Source organism: Ferrimonas sp., from assembly GCF_048263965.1.
Lineage (GTDB): Bacteria > Pseudomonadota > Gammaproteobacteria > Enterobacterales > Shewanellaceae > Ferrimonas.
Genome location: NZ_JBLXDO010000022.1, coordinates 58,436 through 73,492 on the forward strand (window position 1 = coordinate 58,436; position 15,057 = coordinate 73,492).

The window sequence follows — 15,057 nt, forward strand, 5'->3', positions numbered from 1 at the left end:
GGCCGCACGGCCAGAAGCTTTAGGGTAATTTTTACATTTTCACCCGCACATGGCCAACTCCGGTGACGTAGGCATCCACCATTCTCCGGGATCGGCTGTTCTGGACCCGGATGGCGTCGCCTATGGAGCCGCTGCTCATGGCGGTACCTGAGGTGCGAATGGAGAGGTGATCGTTGTTGGCTTCGATGGTGACCGGATCCCCTTTGCACACTAGGCAGACATTGCGTTTGGTGATTACCTGACCTGCCGCCGCGCGTCTTTTTAGTCTGGCACCATTCAACTCATCTGGTGAACTGAAATGACTCCCTCGCAGGCTGTTATTGTTGACGTACCTGAGCTCCACCATGGATTCGTCCAGCAGGGTGTTGGGTCCCAGAGCCATTCTGGCCACCAGTACCGGGTACTCCAGGGCGATCTGAACCGGCACATACACCAGCCAGGGCTCGGGGGCTTCGCAGCGGATCTTAACGGTCAGGTAGCGGGTGTTGCCTTTGACTGCCGGGGCCTCGGCCTGCAGGGGGGTGTCACAACTTTCGAAGTGACGGCGCTTATCCAGTTCGCTGGCGGTTACCTGGATACGTGCCCCGTCCGGCACCTCGATCACGCCGAGGGCATACTGGGAAGCGGCCTCTTCGATCATGTCTAAAGAAGTTTCACCCAGTGCCGACACACTAAAGAGCAGGGAGAGTAAGAATGCATACAGCTTCATGGAAATTAACCACCGAACAGATAACCTATACTTGAACACGCTTGGGGAAATTGATACAACGCAGCTGCATCATATCAAATGTTCCGGTGCCAACAATTTGTCGGTTGGGTGTGCAGCAATATCTGTGCCTTTGTTTTAGCTTTTTATAAGGACTCCACCAATGGCTAGCATCTTAGATTCGGTGAACCAGCGCACCCAGCTGGTCGGGCAGAATCGCCTCGAACTTCTCCTATTCCGGCTCAATGGCCGGCAAACCTTTGGGATCAATGTATTTAAGGTTCGGGAGGTGCTGCAGTGTCCTAAGCTGACCAGCCTGCCTCGTCTGAACAGCCTGGTTCGGGGTGTGGCGCACATCCGTGGCCAGACCATCTCCGTTATCGACATGTCTGCTGCGATTGGAGGCCGTCCCACTCAGGATGTGGAAAACTGCTTCATCATCATCAGTGAGTACAACCGCTCCGTTCAGGGCTTCCTGGTGTCGGGTGTCGAGCGCATTGTTAACCTGAACTGGGATGCCGTGATGCCACCGCCGCAGGGCAGTGGTCGCAGCAACTATCTGACTGCCGTTACCGACATTAATAATGAATTGGTCGAGATTCTGGACGTGGAGAAGATTCTCGACGAGATCACTCCGGCCAAGACCGACATCAGTGACGATGTCGCGGCCAACCTCAGCCCTATCTCCGAGCGTAAGCGCCGCATCATGGTGGTGGATGACTCCTCCGTAGCCCGCAAGCAGGTGGTTCGCGCCCTGGAGCCACTGGGCCTGGAGATCGAACTGGCCAAAGATGGCCTGGAAGCCCTGCGTAAGCTGGAGGAGATGGTCAAAGATAAAGAGGACATCGGCGAGGTATTTGGTGGTATTATCTCCGACATCGAGATGCCTGAGATGGATGGTTACACCCTGACCGCGTCTATTCGGGATAACCCCAAGCTCACCTCTTTGAAGGTGATCCTGCACACCTCCCTCAGCGGCGTGTTCAACCAAGCCATGGTGAAGAAGGTGGGTGCAGACGACTTCATCGCCAAATTTAATCCTGATGAATTGGCAGGAGCGATCGATCGCTACCTGAAAGAGGCCTGATTCGGTGCCAACCAAAACCTTAGCTCCTACGGAATACCAGACCTTTGCCGCCTTCCTGCAGAAGCAGTGCGGTATCGTACTGGGGGACAACAAGCAATATCTGGTACGTAGCCGCCTAAGTCCGTTGATGAAATCCTTTGGTCTGGACAGTCTGTCCGACCTGGTGAAGCAGTCGATGCGTCCTGAGCAGAGCAAACTCAGAACCGCCGTCGTTGAGGCGATGACCACCAACGAAACCTTTTGGTTCCGCGATAACTATCCCTACCAGTTGCTGGCGGATGAACTTCTGCCCGAACTCGCCAAGTTGGGACGTTCTATCCGCATCTGGTCCAGCGCCTGCTCCTCAGGCCAGGAGCCTTACTCCATGTCGATGGTGGTCCATGAGACCCGGCAGAAGCGCCCCGGAATGCTGATGAACGGCGTGGACATTGTTGCCACCGACCTGTCCACCCAGATCCTGGATCAGGCCAAGGCCGGCGAGTACGACGAGCTGGCCCTGACCCGGGGCCTGTCGCCGGAGCGCCGCCGCCTCTTTTTCCAGCCCTCCCCCAAGGGGATGAAGGTCCGGGATGACGTGCAGCGCATGGTCAATTTCCGTCAGCTCAATCTGCTGGACAGCTATGCCCTGTTGGGCAAGTTTGATGTGATCTTCTGCCGCAATGTGCTCATCTACTTCTCTGCGGAGGACAAGGGCAAGATCCTGCGGCAATTTGCTGCCGCCCTGAACCCGGGTGGCTATCTGGTGCTGGGTGCCTCCGAGTCCCTTGCCGGTCTCACCGACCAGTTCGAAATGCTCAGATTCCCTGCTGGAATCATACATAGAAAGCGATAGCCTCTCTTTTTATCAACAAAGGCGTGCCACTGGCACGCCTTTTGCTTTTCTAGGGCAAGACTGCGTTTAGGAGGCAAAGATGGCCATTTCGTTCGATAAAGCACTGGGCATTCATCAACACACCCTGGGGATCCGTTCCCAGCGTGCCGAAGTGCTGGCCAACAACATCGCCAACGCTGACACCCCAGGTTACAAGGCCCAGGATGTGGACTTCGATCAGGCCCTGAGTCAGGCCAAAACCGCCCAGGGCGGCATCTCCATGTCCAAGACTCACGAAGACCACTTCAACATCGGCAGAGAGCCCATTGGCGGCCTGGCCTACCGAGTGCCGCTGCAGCCCGATACCGGCGACGGCAACACCGTGGATGTCAACATTGAACGCAACAACTTCATGCAGAACAACCTGGAACAGCAGATGACCCTCGAGTTTCTCGGCGGCAAGTTCCAGGGAATGCGCAAAGCGCTGCGGGGTGAATAACCATGAGCCTGTTTAATATTCTCGATATTGCCGGCAGCGGCATGATGGCGCAGAACGTGCGCCTCAACACCACCGCCAGTAACGTAGCCAACGCCAACAGCGTCTCCAGCAGCTCAGGTGACACCTACCGTGCTCGTGAGCCGGTGTTTGCCGCTCGCCTTGAGGAGTTCGCTACCCATCAGCATGGGCCCCATGGCGCCGGCATCAGCAAGGAGCTGGAAGCCCTGGGTGGTGTCAGCGTGGCCGGCATTGTGGAGAGCAACAAGCCGCTGATTCAGGAGTACGCCCCTGACCACCCCATGGCGAATGAAGAGGGCTACATCTTCAAGCCCAACGTCAACGTGGTGGAGGAGATGGCCAACATGATCTCCGCATCCCGCAGCTATCAGGCCAACGTCGAGGTGGCAGACGCCGCCAAGAACCTGGCTAAGCAAACTCTCAGACTTGGTAAATAAAGGGGGACTGGATGAGTAATACCATCGATAACAGTTACTTAAACTCCCTCAAGTGGCAGCAAGAAGCGACTCCCACAACCAAGGACAACAACCAGGCTCTGACTCAGGAAGACTTTTTCTCCCTGCTGTCTCAGCAGTTGTCCATGCAGGATCCCTTCAAGCCGGTGGACAACGATCAGATGATCTCTCAGATGTCCTCCTTTGCCACCGTTGATGGGATCAACTCCTTGAACGATGAGATCAAGAACATGAACACCGTGATGAACTCCAGCCAGGCCCTTGAGGCCAGCAGCCTGGTAGGTCAGAAGGTGCTGATCCCATCAGACAAGGCGGTTTCGGACGGCGCCAGCCCGGTCACCGGCGTGATCTCTACCCCATCCGGGGCGCAGAACATGACCATGAAGGTGAAGGATGGGGCAGGGCAGATTGTCCGAACCTTCGAAGTGCCTGTGGGCAATGGCGGCAACGTCGACTTTAGCTGGGACGGCAAAAATGCCGACGGCGAAGCTTTGCCGGAGGGCACCTACAGCTTTACCGCTGAGGCCCTGGTTGGCGGCAAGACCGATACTCTACCGGTGTTCACCTATGGCCACGTCAGCAGCGTGACCCTGGGCGGTGCCAACTACGATACAGTCCTGAATCTGCGCGGTGTCGGCGGCGTTAAGCTGTCTGACGTATTGGCGGTCGCAGAAGGCTCTTAACGAGGAACGAGCATGTCATTCAATATCTCACTCAGCGGTCTGAATGCCGCGCAGAAGGATCTGGATACCACGTCGAACAACATTGCCAACGTGAACACCATTGGCTTTAAAGAGTCTCGCGCCGAGTTTGCCGACGTTTATTCCAACTCCCTGTTTACCAACAGCAAGACCAACGTGGGCAGTGGTGTGGCCACCGCTCAGGTCGCTCAGCAGTTCCACCAGGGGTCGTTGCAGTTCACCAACAACGCCCTGGATCTGGCTATTAACGGTAACGGCATGTTCGTCACCATCTCCGAGTTTGGTTCCCAGGACTATAACTACACCCGTGCCGGTGCGTTCAAGCTGAACGACGACGACTTTATGGTGGACTCCCAGGGTAACTACCTGATGGCCCTGCCGGTGAACGACGATGGTTCCGTTTCCTCCGTAAGTTTGTCGACGACTGCACCTGTTCAGATTCCTCAGACCGCCGGTCAGCCTCAGAAGACCGCCGTAGTGGATGTGTCCATCAACGTGAATGCCGGGGACATCTCCCATGATCCGGCCAACTTCGACCCCACGGATCCGACCACCTACAACAACGCCACCTCGGTGACTGTGTACGACTCCCTGGGTGAGCCGCACATCATGACCCAGTATTTTGTCAAACCACCTGGTGGTGCGGTAACCGGCAACAACCAGTGGCTGACCTTCTTCACCATGGATGACAAACCGGTGAATATCGGTGACGCCGCAGGTGCTTCGATCAATGGCACCTGGGATCAGGACACCGACGGTGATGGCACCGCAGACAACCTGGGGGTGGCCGCACAGAGCGCCAGTGGCCATACTGCGGCGGTACTGACCTTTGATGACACCGGTAACTACACTGGTTCCAACCCCACCATGATTCAAACCGTGGCTTTGGGGACTGTGGCCGGAGGTGCTGGCGTGATTGGCCCGGGGGCCGATGGTACCCAGCGGGTGGAGTTCCGCATGGACAACCCCACCCAGTACGCCTCCAAGTTTGAGGTGACCAAGTTGAAGCAGGACGGCTCCACCGTAGGTCGACTCACCAACGTAGAAGTGGCGGCCGACGGCCTGATCAGTGCGACCTACTCCAACGGTACCGAAGTGCCCCTGGGTAAGGTGGCTCTGGCGCGTTTTGCCAATGAGCAGGGTCTTACCCAACAGGGCAACACCTCCTGGAAGCAGAGTCAGGCGTCCGGCGAAGCCCTGTTGGGTGAACCCAACACAGGGACCTTCGGTGCTATCAACTCCGCCGCCCTGGAGCAGTCCAATACCGACCTGACCACCGAGTTGGTGGACCTGATCAGCGCCCAGCGTAATTTCCAGGCCAACTCCCGTGCCCTGGATATCGCCAACCAGCTGCAGCAGAACATCCTGCAGATCCGCTAAGCTTGGATTGCCGCCCCTGCCGGGGGCGGCAACCCCTTTCCCCTTGTTCCCCTCCTTTCATTTCTGAATCCCCCCTGAACCGCCATATTGCTGCGATTTTGATTTTGGCATAGCTATTGCATTCCCTTGGCTAGTTAACGTCATTGCCGACTGTGGGAGTCACCCTTGGACAAGATGCTTTATATCGCCGCATCAGGCGCCAGCCAGAACATGTACGCCCTGGGCGTGCATGCCAACAACCTGGCCAACGCCCGAACCGACGGTTTCAAGGCGGATCTGCATCAGGCGCGCAGCATGCAGGCGTTCGGTGAGGGGTTGCCCACCCGGGTGTTCGCCATGAATGAGCGTCCGGCCAGTAACTTCGATGCCGGCAGCCTGAAGACGACCGGGCGAAGCCTGGACGTGGCCATCAAGGGTGAAGGCTGGTTTGTGGTCGAGGATGAGCAGGGCAACGAGGCCCTGACCCGTGCCGGCTCGCTGAAGATCGACGAAGGTGGCATGCTCACCAACGCCCAGGGCCGCCCCATCATGGGTGCAGCAGGCCCTATCTTCCTGCCTCTTCCAGTAGAGAAGGTGGAGATCGCCACCAACGGCATCATCACCGTGCGCCCTCAGGGCGCACCGGCCAACGCAATGGAAGAGGTGGACCAGCTTCAGATGGTTAACCCGCCAATCAATACTCTGACCAAGGGCGAAGATGGCTTGTTCCGTGCTTTTGGCGGCGAAGCCTACCTGCCCGATGCAGAGGTGGAGTTGGTGGCGGGTGCTGTCGAGGGCAGCAACGTCAGCCCGGTACATGAACTGGTGGGCATGATCGAGATGCAGCGTCAATTCGACATGCAACTGAAGATGATGAAAACCGCCGAAGAGAACGACAGGTCAGCCGCAAAACTGTTGCGGGTGTAACGGACATTTAAAGGGTAAAGAGTATGCAACCGGCACTTTGGATCAGTAAAACAGGCCTGGACGCTCAGCAGACTGAAATCTCCAACATCTCAAACAACCTGGCCAACGCCAGCACCGTGGGCTTTAAGAAGAGCCGCGCCGTGTTTGAGGACCTGCTCTATCAGACCATCAACCAGGCTGGGGGCATCAGCGCCCAGAACACCGAGCTGCCCAACGGCCTGACCCTGGGCGCCGGCACTAAGGTGGCGGCCACCCAGCGCATCTTCTCCCAGGGCAACATGGAAACCACCAACAACAGCCTGGATCTGATGATCGACGGCCCCGGTTTCTTCCAAATTCAGATGCCAGACGGTACCCAGGCCTACTCCCGAAACGGTCAGTTTACCCTGGACGAAGAGGGGCAGATGGTGACTCCGGGTTCCGGTTACGTGCTGGATCCAGGCATCGTCATCCCGGAAGATGCCCAGTCGGTGACCGTCTCCTCCGAGGGTGAGGTGTCGGTCCGAGTTCCCGGCCAGGCGGCCAACGTGGTAGTAGGTCAGATTGAGATCTCCAACTTCGTCAACGCCAGTGGTCTGGAGCCCATCGGTCAGAACCTGTTCCTTGAGACCGGCGCCAGTGGCGCGCCCATCGCCGGTGTACCCGGCCTGGATGGTCTGGGCTCCATCCGTCAGGGCGCCCTGGAAACCTCCAACGTCAATGTGACCGAGGAGCTGGTGAACATGATTGAAGCCCAGCGGGTGTACGAGATGAACTCCAAGGTGATCTCCACCGTGGATCAGATGCTGGCCAACCTGAACCAGCAACTCTAAGGAGCCTTAGATGAGACACTGGATAGCCGCAGCTAGCCTGATCACCCTGGTAGGGTGCACCTCGCCCGGTGCCCCGATTCCGGATGATCCCTACTACGCCCCGGTTTACCCCGAGTTGCCTCCGACCCAGGTGGTCAACACCGGCTCCATCTATCAGGATGCCTACGCCAACGAGCTCTACTCCGACATCAAGGCCCACAGGGTCGGCGACGTGATCACCGTAGAGCTGGTGGAGGCCACCAAGGCCAAGAAGAGCGCCACCAATGAGATGAAGAAGGACAACTCCATGTCCCTCGATCCCATCACCGCCGGCGGTGGCCCGGTGACCATCAACGGTCAGACTCTGGATCTCAACTACAAGGAGAAGCTGGATCTCTCCAAAGAGGCCGACGCGGATCAGAGCAACAGCCTCAATGGCTCCATCTCAGTGAACGTCCTGCAGGTGCTGGCCAACGGCAACCTGGTGATTCGGGGGGAAAAGTGGATCACCATCAACGACGGTGAAGAGTACATCCGTCTGACCGGCCTGATTCGTCCCCGGGACATCAAGCCGGACAACACCGTGGAGTCCACCCGTGTCGCCAATGCCCGCATCCAGTACAGCGGTACCGGCACCTTTGCTGAATCCCAGAAGACCGGCTGGCTGGCCGCCTTCTTCAACGGTCCCCTGTGGCCCTTCTAGGAGAGTAGGATGAGACTCTTTGCCGTACTGATGGCTCTGGTTCTGGCCCTGCCGGCTCAGGCGATGCGTCTGAAGGACATCACCGATGTTCAGGGTGTCCGCGACAACCAACTGATCGGCTATGGCCTGGTGGTGGGTCTGCCCGGTACCGGTGAGAAGGGACAGTTCACCGAGCAGAGTTTTGCCACCATGCTCTCCAACTTCGGCATTAACCTGCCGCCCGGTACCCGCCCCAAGACCAAGAACGTGGCGGCGGTGGCGGTGCACGCCACCCTGCCTCCCTTTATCAAGCCCGGCCAGCAGATCGATGTCACCGTCTCCTCTGTGGGCAGTGCCAAGAGCCTGCGTGGCGGCACCCTGATTCAGACCTTCCTCAAAGGTGCTGACGGTAAGGTGTACGCACTGGCCCAGGGCAGTCTGGTGGTGTCCGGCTTCTCCGCCGAGGGCGCTGATGGCTCCAAGGTGATTCAGAACACCCCCACTGTGGGCCGTATTCCCAACGGCGCCATCGTCGAGCGCAGTGTGCCCAGTCCGTTCGCCAACGGGGATTTCCTTACCTTTAACCTGCACCGCCCGGATTTCTCCACCGCCAAACGGGTGGCGGACACCATCAACGGCCTGCTCGGCCCGGGTGTGGCCCGCGCCCAGGACGCCACCTCCATTCAGGTTTCTGCTCCCCGTGATCGCTCTCAGCGAGTGGCCTACCTGGCCACCCTGGAGAATCTCCATGTGGAGCCGGCAGAGGAGTCTGCCAAGGTGATCGTAAATAGCCGCACCGGCACCATAGTGGTGGGCAGCGAGGTGCGTCTGCTGCCGGCGGCCATCACCCATGGTGGCCTCACCGTGACCATCAGCGAGGCCTTCAGCACCTCTCAGCCTGGCGCCTTTGCCGGCGGCAACACGGTGAACAACCCGGTGAGCAGCATCGGCGTCAACGAGTCTGCCCGTCGCATGTTCAAGTTTGATCCCGGCGTCACCCTGGACGAACTGGTACGGGCGGTGAATCAGGTGGGGGCCGCGCCCTCGGACCTGATGGCCATCCTCGAAGCCCTGTCTCAGGCCGGCGCCCTGCGCGGCGAACTGATCATCATCTAGGCGGCAACATGGATCCTTTGAAGCAGCAGAATCAGCACTACCTGGACCTGGCAGCCATGGATGACCTGAGGCAGAAGGCCCAGGCGGATCCGGATGCCTCCCTGGAGGAGGTGGCACTGCAGTTTGAAGGGATCTTCCTCGGGATGATGCTCAAGGAGATGCGCAGTGCCAATGCCGCCTTTGAGAGCGACTCGCCGTTTAACAGCCAGACCACCAACTTCTACCGGGATATGCAGGACCAGCAGTTGGTCAGTGAGCTGGCTGGTAAAGGCACCCTGGGGCTGGCGGAACTGATTGTGGCCCAACTGGGGGGGGATGAGAGCCTGACACCGGCGTCGATGCTGCGCGGCTCCAACAATGGCATCGCCCCTCATGCACCGCTGGCCTCTGCGGCCAACCCGGCCTCCAGGGCGGAGCCAGCAGCAGAGACCCAGCCTGTTAAGGTTGCCCAGGAGGCGCCCCGTCCACCTCTGGCCGCGGCCATCAACCCGGTGGACTTCTCCTCACCACAGAGCTTCGTCAACAGCCTGATGCCAGAGGCACGCAAAGCCGCCAAGGAGCTGGGGGTCAGCCCCGAGCTGCTGGTGGCCCAGTCGGCACTGGAGACTGGCTGGGGGCGCAAGGTGCTCCCCTCCAAAGAGGGCAGCAGCCACAACCTGTTTAACATCAAGGCGGGCAGCAGCTGGCAGGGCGACAGCGTCAAGATCAATGCCCTTGAGGTCGAGCAGGGGGTGCCGGTGAAAAGGCGCTCCGAGTTCAGGGTGTATGACAACATCCAACAGAGTTTTCAGGACTTCGTCGACTTTGTTCGCCGGCCGCGTTATCAGGATGCGCTGGATTCGGGCAACGACGAAGGGTTTATCCGTGGCTTGCAGCAGGCTGGTTATGCCACCGATCCTCAGTATGCCGACAAGGTACTGCAGGTGATGAAGCGTTTGATGGAGGGGGCGGTGTCCTCCTCTCAAGGGAGTAAATAATGGCAGACTTGATGAATATCGGCCGCTCTGGCGTCATGGCCGCCCAGAAGCAGATGCAGGTCACCTCGAATAACATCGCCAACGTCGGTACCGAAGGGTACTCCCGTCAGGTGGCTGAGCAGCGTACTTCTCAGTCACTGTTTATCGCTGGCAGCTTCGCTGGATCCGGAACTTATGTGGCTGACGTCAAGCGTATCTACAACAGTTACGCCATGCGCGAGTTACATCTGTCCACCAGTCAGCTCTCCTACGCCAACATGTCCTGGCGCAAAGCGGACGAGCTCAACCAGGTGTTCTCTGTTTCCGGCGATGCCATTCCCGAGTCCACGAATAACGCCTTCAAAGCCATCAACAATATGGCGGACATCCCCAATGACCTGAGTGCCCGGGATAACGTGCTGGTTGCGTTGGGGCAGTTGGAGGGCGCGTTCGATACCGTAGCCGAAGGGTTGACCTCCCAACTGCGTCAGACCAACGAGCAGGTCATAGTGACAGTGGATCGGGTAAACGCCATCACCAAAGAGCTGGCGGACATCAACGGGCAGCTGATGAAGGTGGGAGGCGAGGACCTGCAGTTGCTGGATTACCAGAATCAGCTGATCACTGAGCTCAATGACTATGTCCAGGTAAACGTCATTGAGCAGGACTTCGGGGTGAAGAGCGTGATGATGGGCGGCGCCGCCATGCTGGTGTCCGGCCCCAACCAGTTGGAACTCGGCACCACCGATGGGGATCCGGTGCGTCATGAACTTCGCTACACCGTCGATACCGGTCAGAACAAGATCACCCTGGATGGCCGCGATGTTGGCGGACAGCTTCAGGCACTGATGGACTACCGTGATAACGTCTTGCTGCCCGCTGAGCGCGATCTGGGCAAGATGGCCCTGGGGCTGGCGGATGCACTCAACACCGCCCAGGCCAACGGGTTCGATCTGGATGGCAACGTGGGCCAGAATCTGTTTGCTGACATCAATAGCCCAGAGATGTCTATTGGTCGCAGTTCGACCTCTGGCAGTAATGCCGGCGGCACTGAAATGAATGTCTTAATCGACGACACCAGTGCTCTGACCGGGGGGAAATACACCCTGGTGTGGGACGGGGCTAACTACCAGATCACCGATGAGTACGGTAAGACCAGCACCCTGACCGCCGACCCGGATAATGCCAACCGCTTTGTCTCGGCAGAAGGGTTTAGCATCATTCAGGACACCAGTGGTGGGGCTCCCGTGGCCGGAGACAAGTGGGCGTTGATGCCTACTGCCAACGCGGCCAAGGGACTCAGCCTGAAGATCGACAACCCCAGTGCGCTGGCGGCCGCCGGGTACACCAAGGAAACCACCGCCGGTGACGGCGAAGCCACCCTGGTCTCCGTAGACAGGACCAACGCTTCGTTTCCTTCAGGGGAGGTCAACCTGTCGATCACCCCTAATGACCCAACCTCTGCTCCTCCGGGACAGAACACCTACACCATGACGGACAAGGACGGGAATGCCCTCGCCAATGGTGTCTATACCGGCGATACCATCTCCGCCCTTGGGTTTTCGGTAAAGATTGAGGACAACACCACCGCCACCAGCAGCTTCAAGCTGAATATGGACTTTGCGGTGGGGGACAACGCCAACGCTGTAGCCATGGGGAACATTCCCAACATCAAGCTGCAGGATGGGGGTAAGTCCACCCTGGCGGATACCTTCCAGGGAATCATCACCGAGGTGGGCAGCCAGGCGGCCGCCCAGGAGGTGGCAATGACCTCGGCGCAATCAGTGTTTGCCCAGGCGCAGAATCGAGTCGAGTCCGAGTCTGGTGTGAACCTGGATGAGGAAGCGGCCAATCTGATGCGTTTCCAGCAGGCTTATCAGGCCTCTGCCCGGGTGATGACCGTCGCCAAAGAAACTTTCGACACACTCTTCAGTTCACTGCGATAGGGGGCGGGGATGCGCGTTTCCACCTTTCAGTTCTATAACCTGAACACCAACAACCTGACCAACTTGCAATCGCAGAACAACAAGACGCTGCAGAAGCTCTCCAGTGGCAAAGAGGTGAGCACCGCCGCCGATGACCCTGTGGCCAACATCGCCATCGAGAACCTCAAGCAGCAATCTGCGGTTCTGGCTCAGTACGAGGCCAACATCAACCTGGCCAACAACCGGTTGTCACAGGAGGAACCTTATCTGGCCTCCTACGAGACTCTGGTGATGGGCATGAAAGATGTCATGCTAGAGGGCAACGACGGTTCTCTTTCCTGGGACAGCCGCAAGGTTCACGCCAGCGATCTGCGCTCCAATCTGGATGCCCTGGTGTCTCTGGCCAACAGTCAAGATGAGTCGGGCAACTATCTGTTCGCCGGCACCGCCAGCGACACCCAGCCCTTCGTGAATGCGGGCGGCGTGGTGACCTACGTGGGCAATTCCGGCCAGCGTACCGCCACCATCGGCGACGGGGTGACCCTGCCAGTGAACGACCCCGGTGACGAGGTGTTCTTTAATGTGCCCATCGCCAGTGGTGACTATCAGGCCGACTATGTCGGCGCCACCATGACCGAGAAGTTCTTTGTGGAAAGCGCCGAGGTGGTCAATCCGGCACTGACCCAGGCCCCGGGATACCGTTTTGATTTCGTTGATGACGGTGCCGGTAATGTGGCCTATGAGGTGTATGACGATGGCGGCACCCTGGTGACCGGCCCCACCGCGTTTGATCCCACTCAGCCCCTGGCCTTCGATGGCATCGAAGTGACCATCAGCGGCGATCCCAGCATCGGCGACAGCCTCTCCATGGCGGAGCAGGAGAGTCGCGATCCCTTCAGCATCATAAACCGGGCCATCGAGATGCTGGAATCGGAAGAGGGGCTGAAGAGTCCCCAGGCGCAGGCGGAGTATGGCCAGCTCCTGGGCGACATCACCGAGGTGTTCAACCACGCCACCGGGGTGCGTGCCGAGGTGGGCAACCGCATGAAAGCGCTGGACACCTTTGAAAACCAGCACTCGGATATGAAGCTGGTGTCGGAAGGGGTGAAATCCAATCTGGAAGATCTGGATTACGCCGCGGCCATCTCCGAGTTTGAGCGCCAGACCCTGGCGATGAATGCCCTGACTCAGACCTTTGGCAGGGTCAACAGCACTACACTGTTCGACTTCATCTAGAGTTCGTCCGCAAGAGCCACTGTTAACTGGATCACAAAATCGAACGCGATTGTGTCTGGTTTCGGTGGCTTTTTTATGCCTGAACTTAAGTGCTTGAAATGTAAGGGATATTGTTCTTTTGTGTTTTTTTGGAAAAAATGCAAAAAGGGCTAAAGGACTGAAAAACGCCGCCGATACCCTTATTGAAACCAGGACGCGCCACACAACTCGGCGCGACAATTAAGGCAATAACGCCCGAGTTAACGAGGAAGACATCATGGCTTTAAGTGTAAATACCAACGTCACTTCAATGCAGGCTCAAGGTAACCTGAACAAGGCCAACATGGCGACCAAGACCTCCATGGAGCGTCTGGCCTCCGGTCTGCGCATCAACTCCGCTAAGGACGACGCTGCAGGTCTGCAGATCTCCAACCGTATGACTAGCCAGATCAACGGTTTGGATGTTGCAATGCGTAACGCCAACGACGGTATCTCCATCGCCCAGACCGCTGAAGGTGCCATGCAGGAATCCACCAACATCCTGCAGCGTATGCGTGACCTGTCCCTGCAATCTGCTAACGGCTCCAACTCTGCAGAAGACCGCTCTTCCATGCAGAAAGAGATCAGCGCTCTGCAAACAGAATTGACCCGTATCGCCGACACCACCGTATTCGGTGGCCAGAAACTGCTGGATGGTTCTTACGGTTCTCAGAATTTCCAAATTGGTGCTGACTCCAATCAGACCATGTCCATCTCTCTGTCCAACGTAGGCGCCTCCTCCATCGGTCGTAACTCTATGTCTCTGACTGGTACAGCTATGGACACAGTTGCTGCAACCAACGGTATCGGCGCTGAGACTGACTTGACTCTGACTGAAGGTGGCAAGACCACTGGTGCCATTACCTGGAGTGCTGGTGATTCCGCTAAGGACATCGCTACGGCCATCAACACCGCCGCTCAGGCCCAGGGCATGACCGCCCAAGCTGAAGCGTCCAATGACGTAGTTCTGAGTGACGTGGCCAGCACCGGTGCCCAGTCCATGACCCTGAATGGTCAGACTGTAAACTACAACCTGTCCAGCTCCAGCGACCTGACAGCCCTGGCTGAAGCCATCAACGGTGTAACCGGTTCTTCTGGTGTGACCGCTTCCTTCGCCGACCCGTCTGACAAGTCTTCCTTGACTCTGTCCAACGCCGACGGTGAAGACATTGTGTTTGGTGGTACTATTACTGCCGCTGAATTCAAACTGGATGGCACTGATTCTCTGGCCGGTGCCAACGTGAAGACTGGTGAAGTGAAGATCTCTGGTTCCGAGTCCTTCTCCTTCGCCAACGCCGGTGCAACTGAATTTGCCGGTGCCGGTACCAACAACGCCAGCTTCGAGAGTGTTGCCAGCATCAATATCTCCACTGCTGGTGGTGCCCAGAACTCCATCGACATCATCGATGCGGCCATCGCTCAGATTGACACTCAGCGAGCTGACCTTGGTGCGACTCAGAACCGTCTGAACCACACCATCAACAACCTGGGTAACATTCAGACCAACGTATCTGACGCCCGTAGCCGTATCCAGGACGTGGACTTCGCCAAAGAAACTGCCGAGCTGTCCAAGCAGCAGGTTCTGTCTCAGTCCTCCTCTGCGATGCTGGCCCAGGCCAACCAGCTGCCTTCCGCAGCTCTGTCCCTGCTGTAACAGCAAGCGACCTCAAAAAAAGCCCGGTTCTACCGGGCTTTTTTTAGGTTCTTCGCACATTAGCGGGAACTAGATACGAAAACGGCTGGAAAGGTTATTGTGTAGTCGCCAAACAA

The 15,057-nt window shown here is 57.9% G+C and carries 15 protein-coding genes; 14 read left to right on the forward strand and 1 reads right to left on the reverse strand.

All coding sequences use genetic code 11. The features are described from left to right. Window positions 1-31: 31 nt before the first annotated feature. Window positions 32-709, reverse strand: coding sequence for a flagellar basal body P-ring formation chaperone FlgA (flgA, locus tag ACN0RV_RS16385; protein ID WP_417349250.1), 678 nt, complete (start codon window positions 707-709; stop codon window positions 32-34). Window positions 710-869: 160 nt separating this feature from the next. Between flgA and ACN0RV_RS16390 the strand changes: the two genes are divergently transcribed. From ACN0RV_RS16390 to ACN0RV_RS16455, 14 genes are all read left to right on the forward strand, one after another. After that, window positions 870-1,793: a chemotaxis protein CheV gene (locus ACN0RV_RS16390; protein WP_417349252.1), complete on the forward strand. Its 924-nt coding sequence runs from the start codon at window positions 870-872 to the stop codon at window positions 1,791-1,793. Between the two features lie 4 nt (window positions 1,794-1,797). Then, window positions 1,798-2,625 (forward strand): CheR family methyltransferase, encoded by an 828-nt coding sequence (locus ACN0RV_RS16395; RefSeq protein ID WP_417349254.1) that lies wholly within the window; start codon window positions 1,798-1,800, stop codon window positions 2,623-2,625. 79 nt (window positions 2,626-2,704) lie between these two features. Continuing rightward, window positions 2,705-3,103, forward strand: coding sequence for a flagellar basal body rod protein FlgB (gene flgB, locus ACN0RV_RS16400; protein ID WP_417349256.1), 399 nt, complete (start codon window positions 2,705-2,707; stop codon window positions 3,101-3,103). A gap of 2 nt (window positions 3,104-3,105) precedes the next feature. Next, window positions 3,106-3,558, forward strand: a complete 453-nt coding sequence (gene flgC, locus ACN0RV_RS16405; RefSeq protein WP_417349258.1) for a flagellar basal body rod protein FlgC — start codon at window positions 3,106-3,108, stop codon at window positions 3,556-3,558. An 11-nt stretch (window positions 3,559-3,569) separates the two neighbouring features. After that, window positions 3,570-4,259, forward strand: a complete 690-nt coding sequence (locus ACN0RV_RS16410) for a flagellar hook assembly protein FlgD (RefSeq protein ID WP_417349260.1) — start codon at window positions 3,570-3,572, stop codon at window positions 4,257-4,259. Window positions 4,260-4,271: 12 nt separating this feature from the next. After that, window positions 4,272-5,657, forward strand: a complete 1,386-nt coding sequence (gene flgE / locus ACN0RV_RS16415) for a flagellar hook protein FlgE (protein WP_417349262.1) — start codon at window positions 4,272-4,274, stop codon at window positions 5,655-5,657. Between the two features lie 165 nt (window positions 5,658-5,822). Beyond that, window positions 5,823-6,563, forward strand: coding sequence for a flagellar basal-body rod protein FlgF (flgF, locus tag ACN0RV_RS16420; protein WP_417349264.1), 741 nt, complete (start codon window positions 5,823-5,825; stop codon window positions 6,561-6,563). A 23-nt stretch (window positions 6,564-6,586) separates the two neighbouring features. Then, entirely contained in the window at window positions 6,587-7,375 is a 789-nt protein-coding gene (flgG, locus tag ACN0RV_RS16425) for a flagellar basal-body rod protein FlgG (RefSeq protein WP_028110201.1), read from the forward strand. A gap of 10 nt (window positions 7,376-7,385) precedes the next feature. Further along, entirely contained in the window at window positions 7,386-8,057 is a 672-nt protein-coding gene (flgH, locus tag ACN0RV_RS16430; RefSeq protein WP_286341918.1) for a flagellar basal body L-ring protein FlgH, read from the forward strand. A gap of 9 nt (window positions 8,058-8,066) precedes the next feature. After that, window positions 8,067-9,152 (forward strand): flagellar basal body P-ring protein FlgI, encoded by a 1,086-nt coding sequence (locus ACN0RV_RS16435; protein ID WP_417349267.1) that lies wholly within the window; start codon window positions 8,067-8,069, stop codon window positions 9,150-9,152. Between the two features lie 8 nt (window positions 9,153-9,160). After that, a complete protein-coding gene (flgJ, locus tag ACN0RV_RS16440) occupies window positions 9,161-10,129 on the forward strand; it encodes a flagellar assembly peptidoglycan hydrolase FlgJ (protein ID WP_417349269.1) in 969 nt (322 codons plus the stop codon). Continuing rightward, window positions 10,129-12,054 carry a flagellar hook-associated protein FlgK gene (gene flgK / locus ACN0RV_RS16445; RefSeq protein WP_417349270.1) on the forward strand — a complete coding sequence of 642 codons (1,926 nt, stop codon included), beginning with the start codon at window positions 10,129-10,131 and terminating at the stop codon, window positions 12,052-12,054. The genes flgJ and flgK overlap by 1 nt, the downstream gene beginning before the upstream one ends. A gap of 9 nt (window positions 12,055-12,063) precedes the next feature. Further along, window positions 12,064-13,269: a flagellar hook-associated protein FlgL gene (flgL, locus tag ACN0RV_RS16450; protein WP_417349272.1), complete on the forward strand. Its 1,206-nt coding sequence runs from the start codon at window positions 12,064-12,066 to the stop codon at window positions 13,267-13,269. A gap of 256 nt (window positions 13,270-13,525) precedes the next feature. After that, window positions 13,526-14,941, forward strand: coding sequence for a flagellin (locus ACN0RV_RS16455; RefSeq protein ID WP_417349274.1), 1,416 nt, complete (start codon window positions 13,526-13,528; stop codon window positions 14,939-14,941). Window positions 14,942-15,057 lie beyond the last annotated feature (116 nt).

Excerpts from the sequence above, each read along its gene's own strand:
- flgG (WP_028110201.1), top strand. The coding sequence starts at position 6,587 with ATGCAACCGGCACTTTGGATCAGTAAAACAGGCCTGGACGCTCAGCAG.
- flgA (WP_417349250.1), bottom strand. The coding sequence starts at position 709 with ATGAAGCTGTATGCATTCTTACTCTCCCTGCTCTTTAGTGTGTCGGCA.
- flgH (WP_286341918.1), top strand. The coding sequence starts at position 7,386 with ATGAGACACTGGATAGCCGCAGCTAGCCTGATCACCCTGGTAGGGTGC.
- flgE (WP_417349262.1), top strand. The coding sequence starts at position 4,272 with ATGTCATTCAATATCTCACTCAGCGGTCTGAATGCCGCGCAGAAGGAT.
- flgC (WP_417349258.1), top strand. The coding sequence starts at position 3,106 with ATGAGCCTGTTTAATATTCTCGATATTGCCGGCAGCGGCATGATGGCG.
- ACN0RV_RS16455 (WP_417349274.1), top strand. The coding sequence starts at position 13,526 with ATGGCTTTAAGTGTAAATACCAACGTCACTTCAATGCAGGCTCAAGGT.
- flgK (WP_417349270.1), top strand. The coding sequence starts at position 10,129 with ATGGCAGACTTGATGAATATCGGCCGCTCTGGCGTCATGGCCGCCCAG.
- flgB (WP_417349256.1), top strand. The coding sequence starts at position 2,705 with ATGGCCATTTCGTTCGATAAAGCACTGGGCATTCATCAACACACCCTG.
- ACN0RV_RS16435 (WP_417349267.1), top strand. The coding sequence starts at position 8,067 with ATGAGACTCTTTGCCGTACTGATGGCTCTGGTTCTGGCCCTGCCGGCT.
- ACN0RV_RS16390 (WP_417349252.1), top strand. The coding sequence starts at position 870 with ATGGCTAGCATCTTAGATTCGGTGAACCAGCGCACCCAGCTGGTCGGG.
- flgJ (WP_417349269.1), top strand. The coding sequence starts at position 9,161 with ATGGATCCTTTGAAGCAGCAGAATCAGCACTACCTGGACCTGGCAGCC.
- ACN0RV_RS16410 (WP_417349260.1), top strand. The coding sequence starts at position 3,570 with ATGAGTAATACCATCGATAACAGTTACTTAAACTCCCTCAAGTGGCAG.
- flgL (WP_417349272.1), top strand. The coding sequence starts at position 12,064 with ATGCGCGTTTCCACCTTTCAGTTCTATAACCTGAACACCAACAACCTG.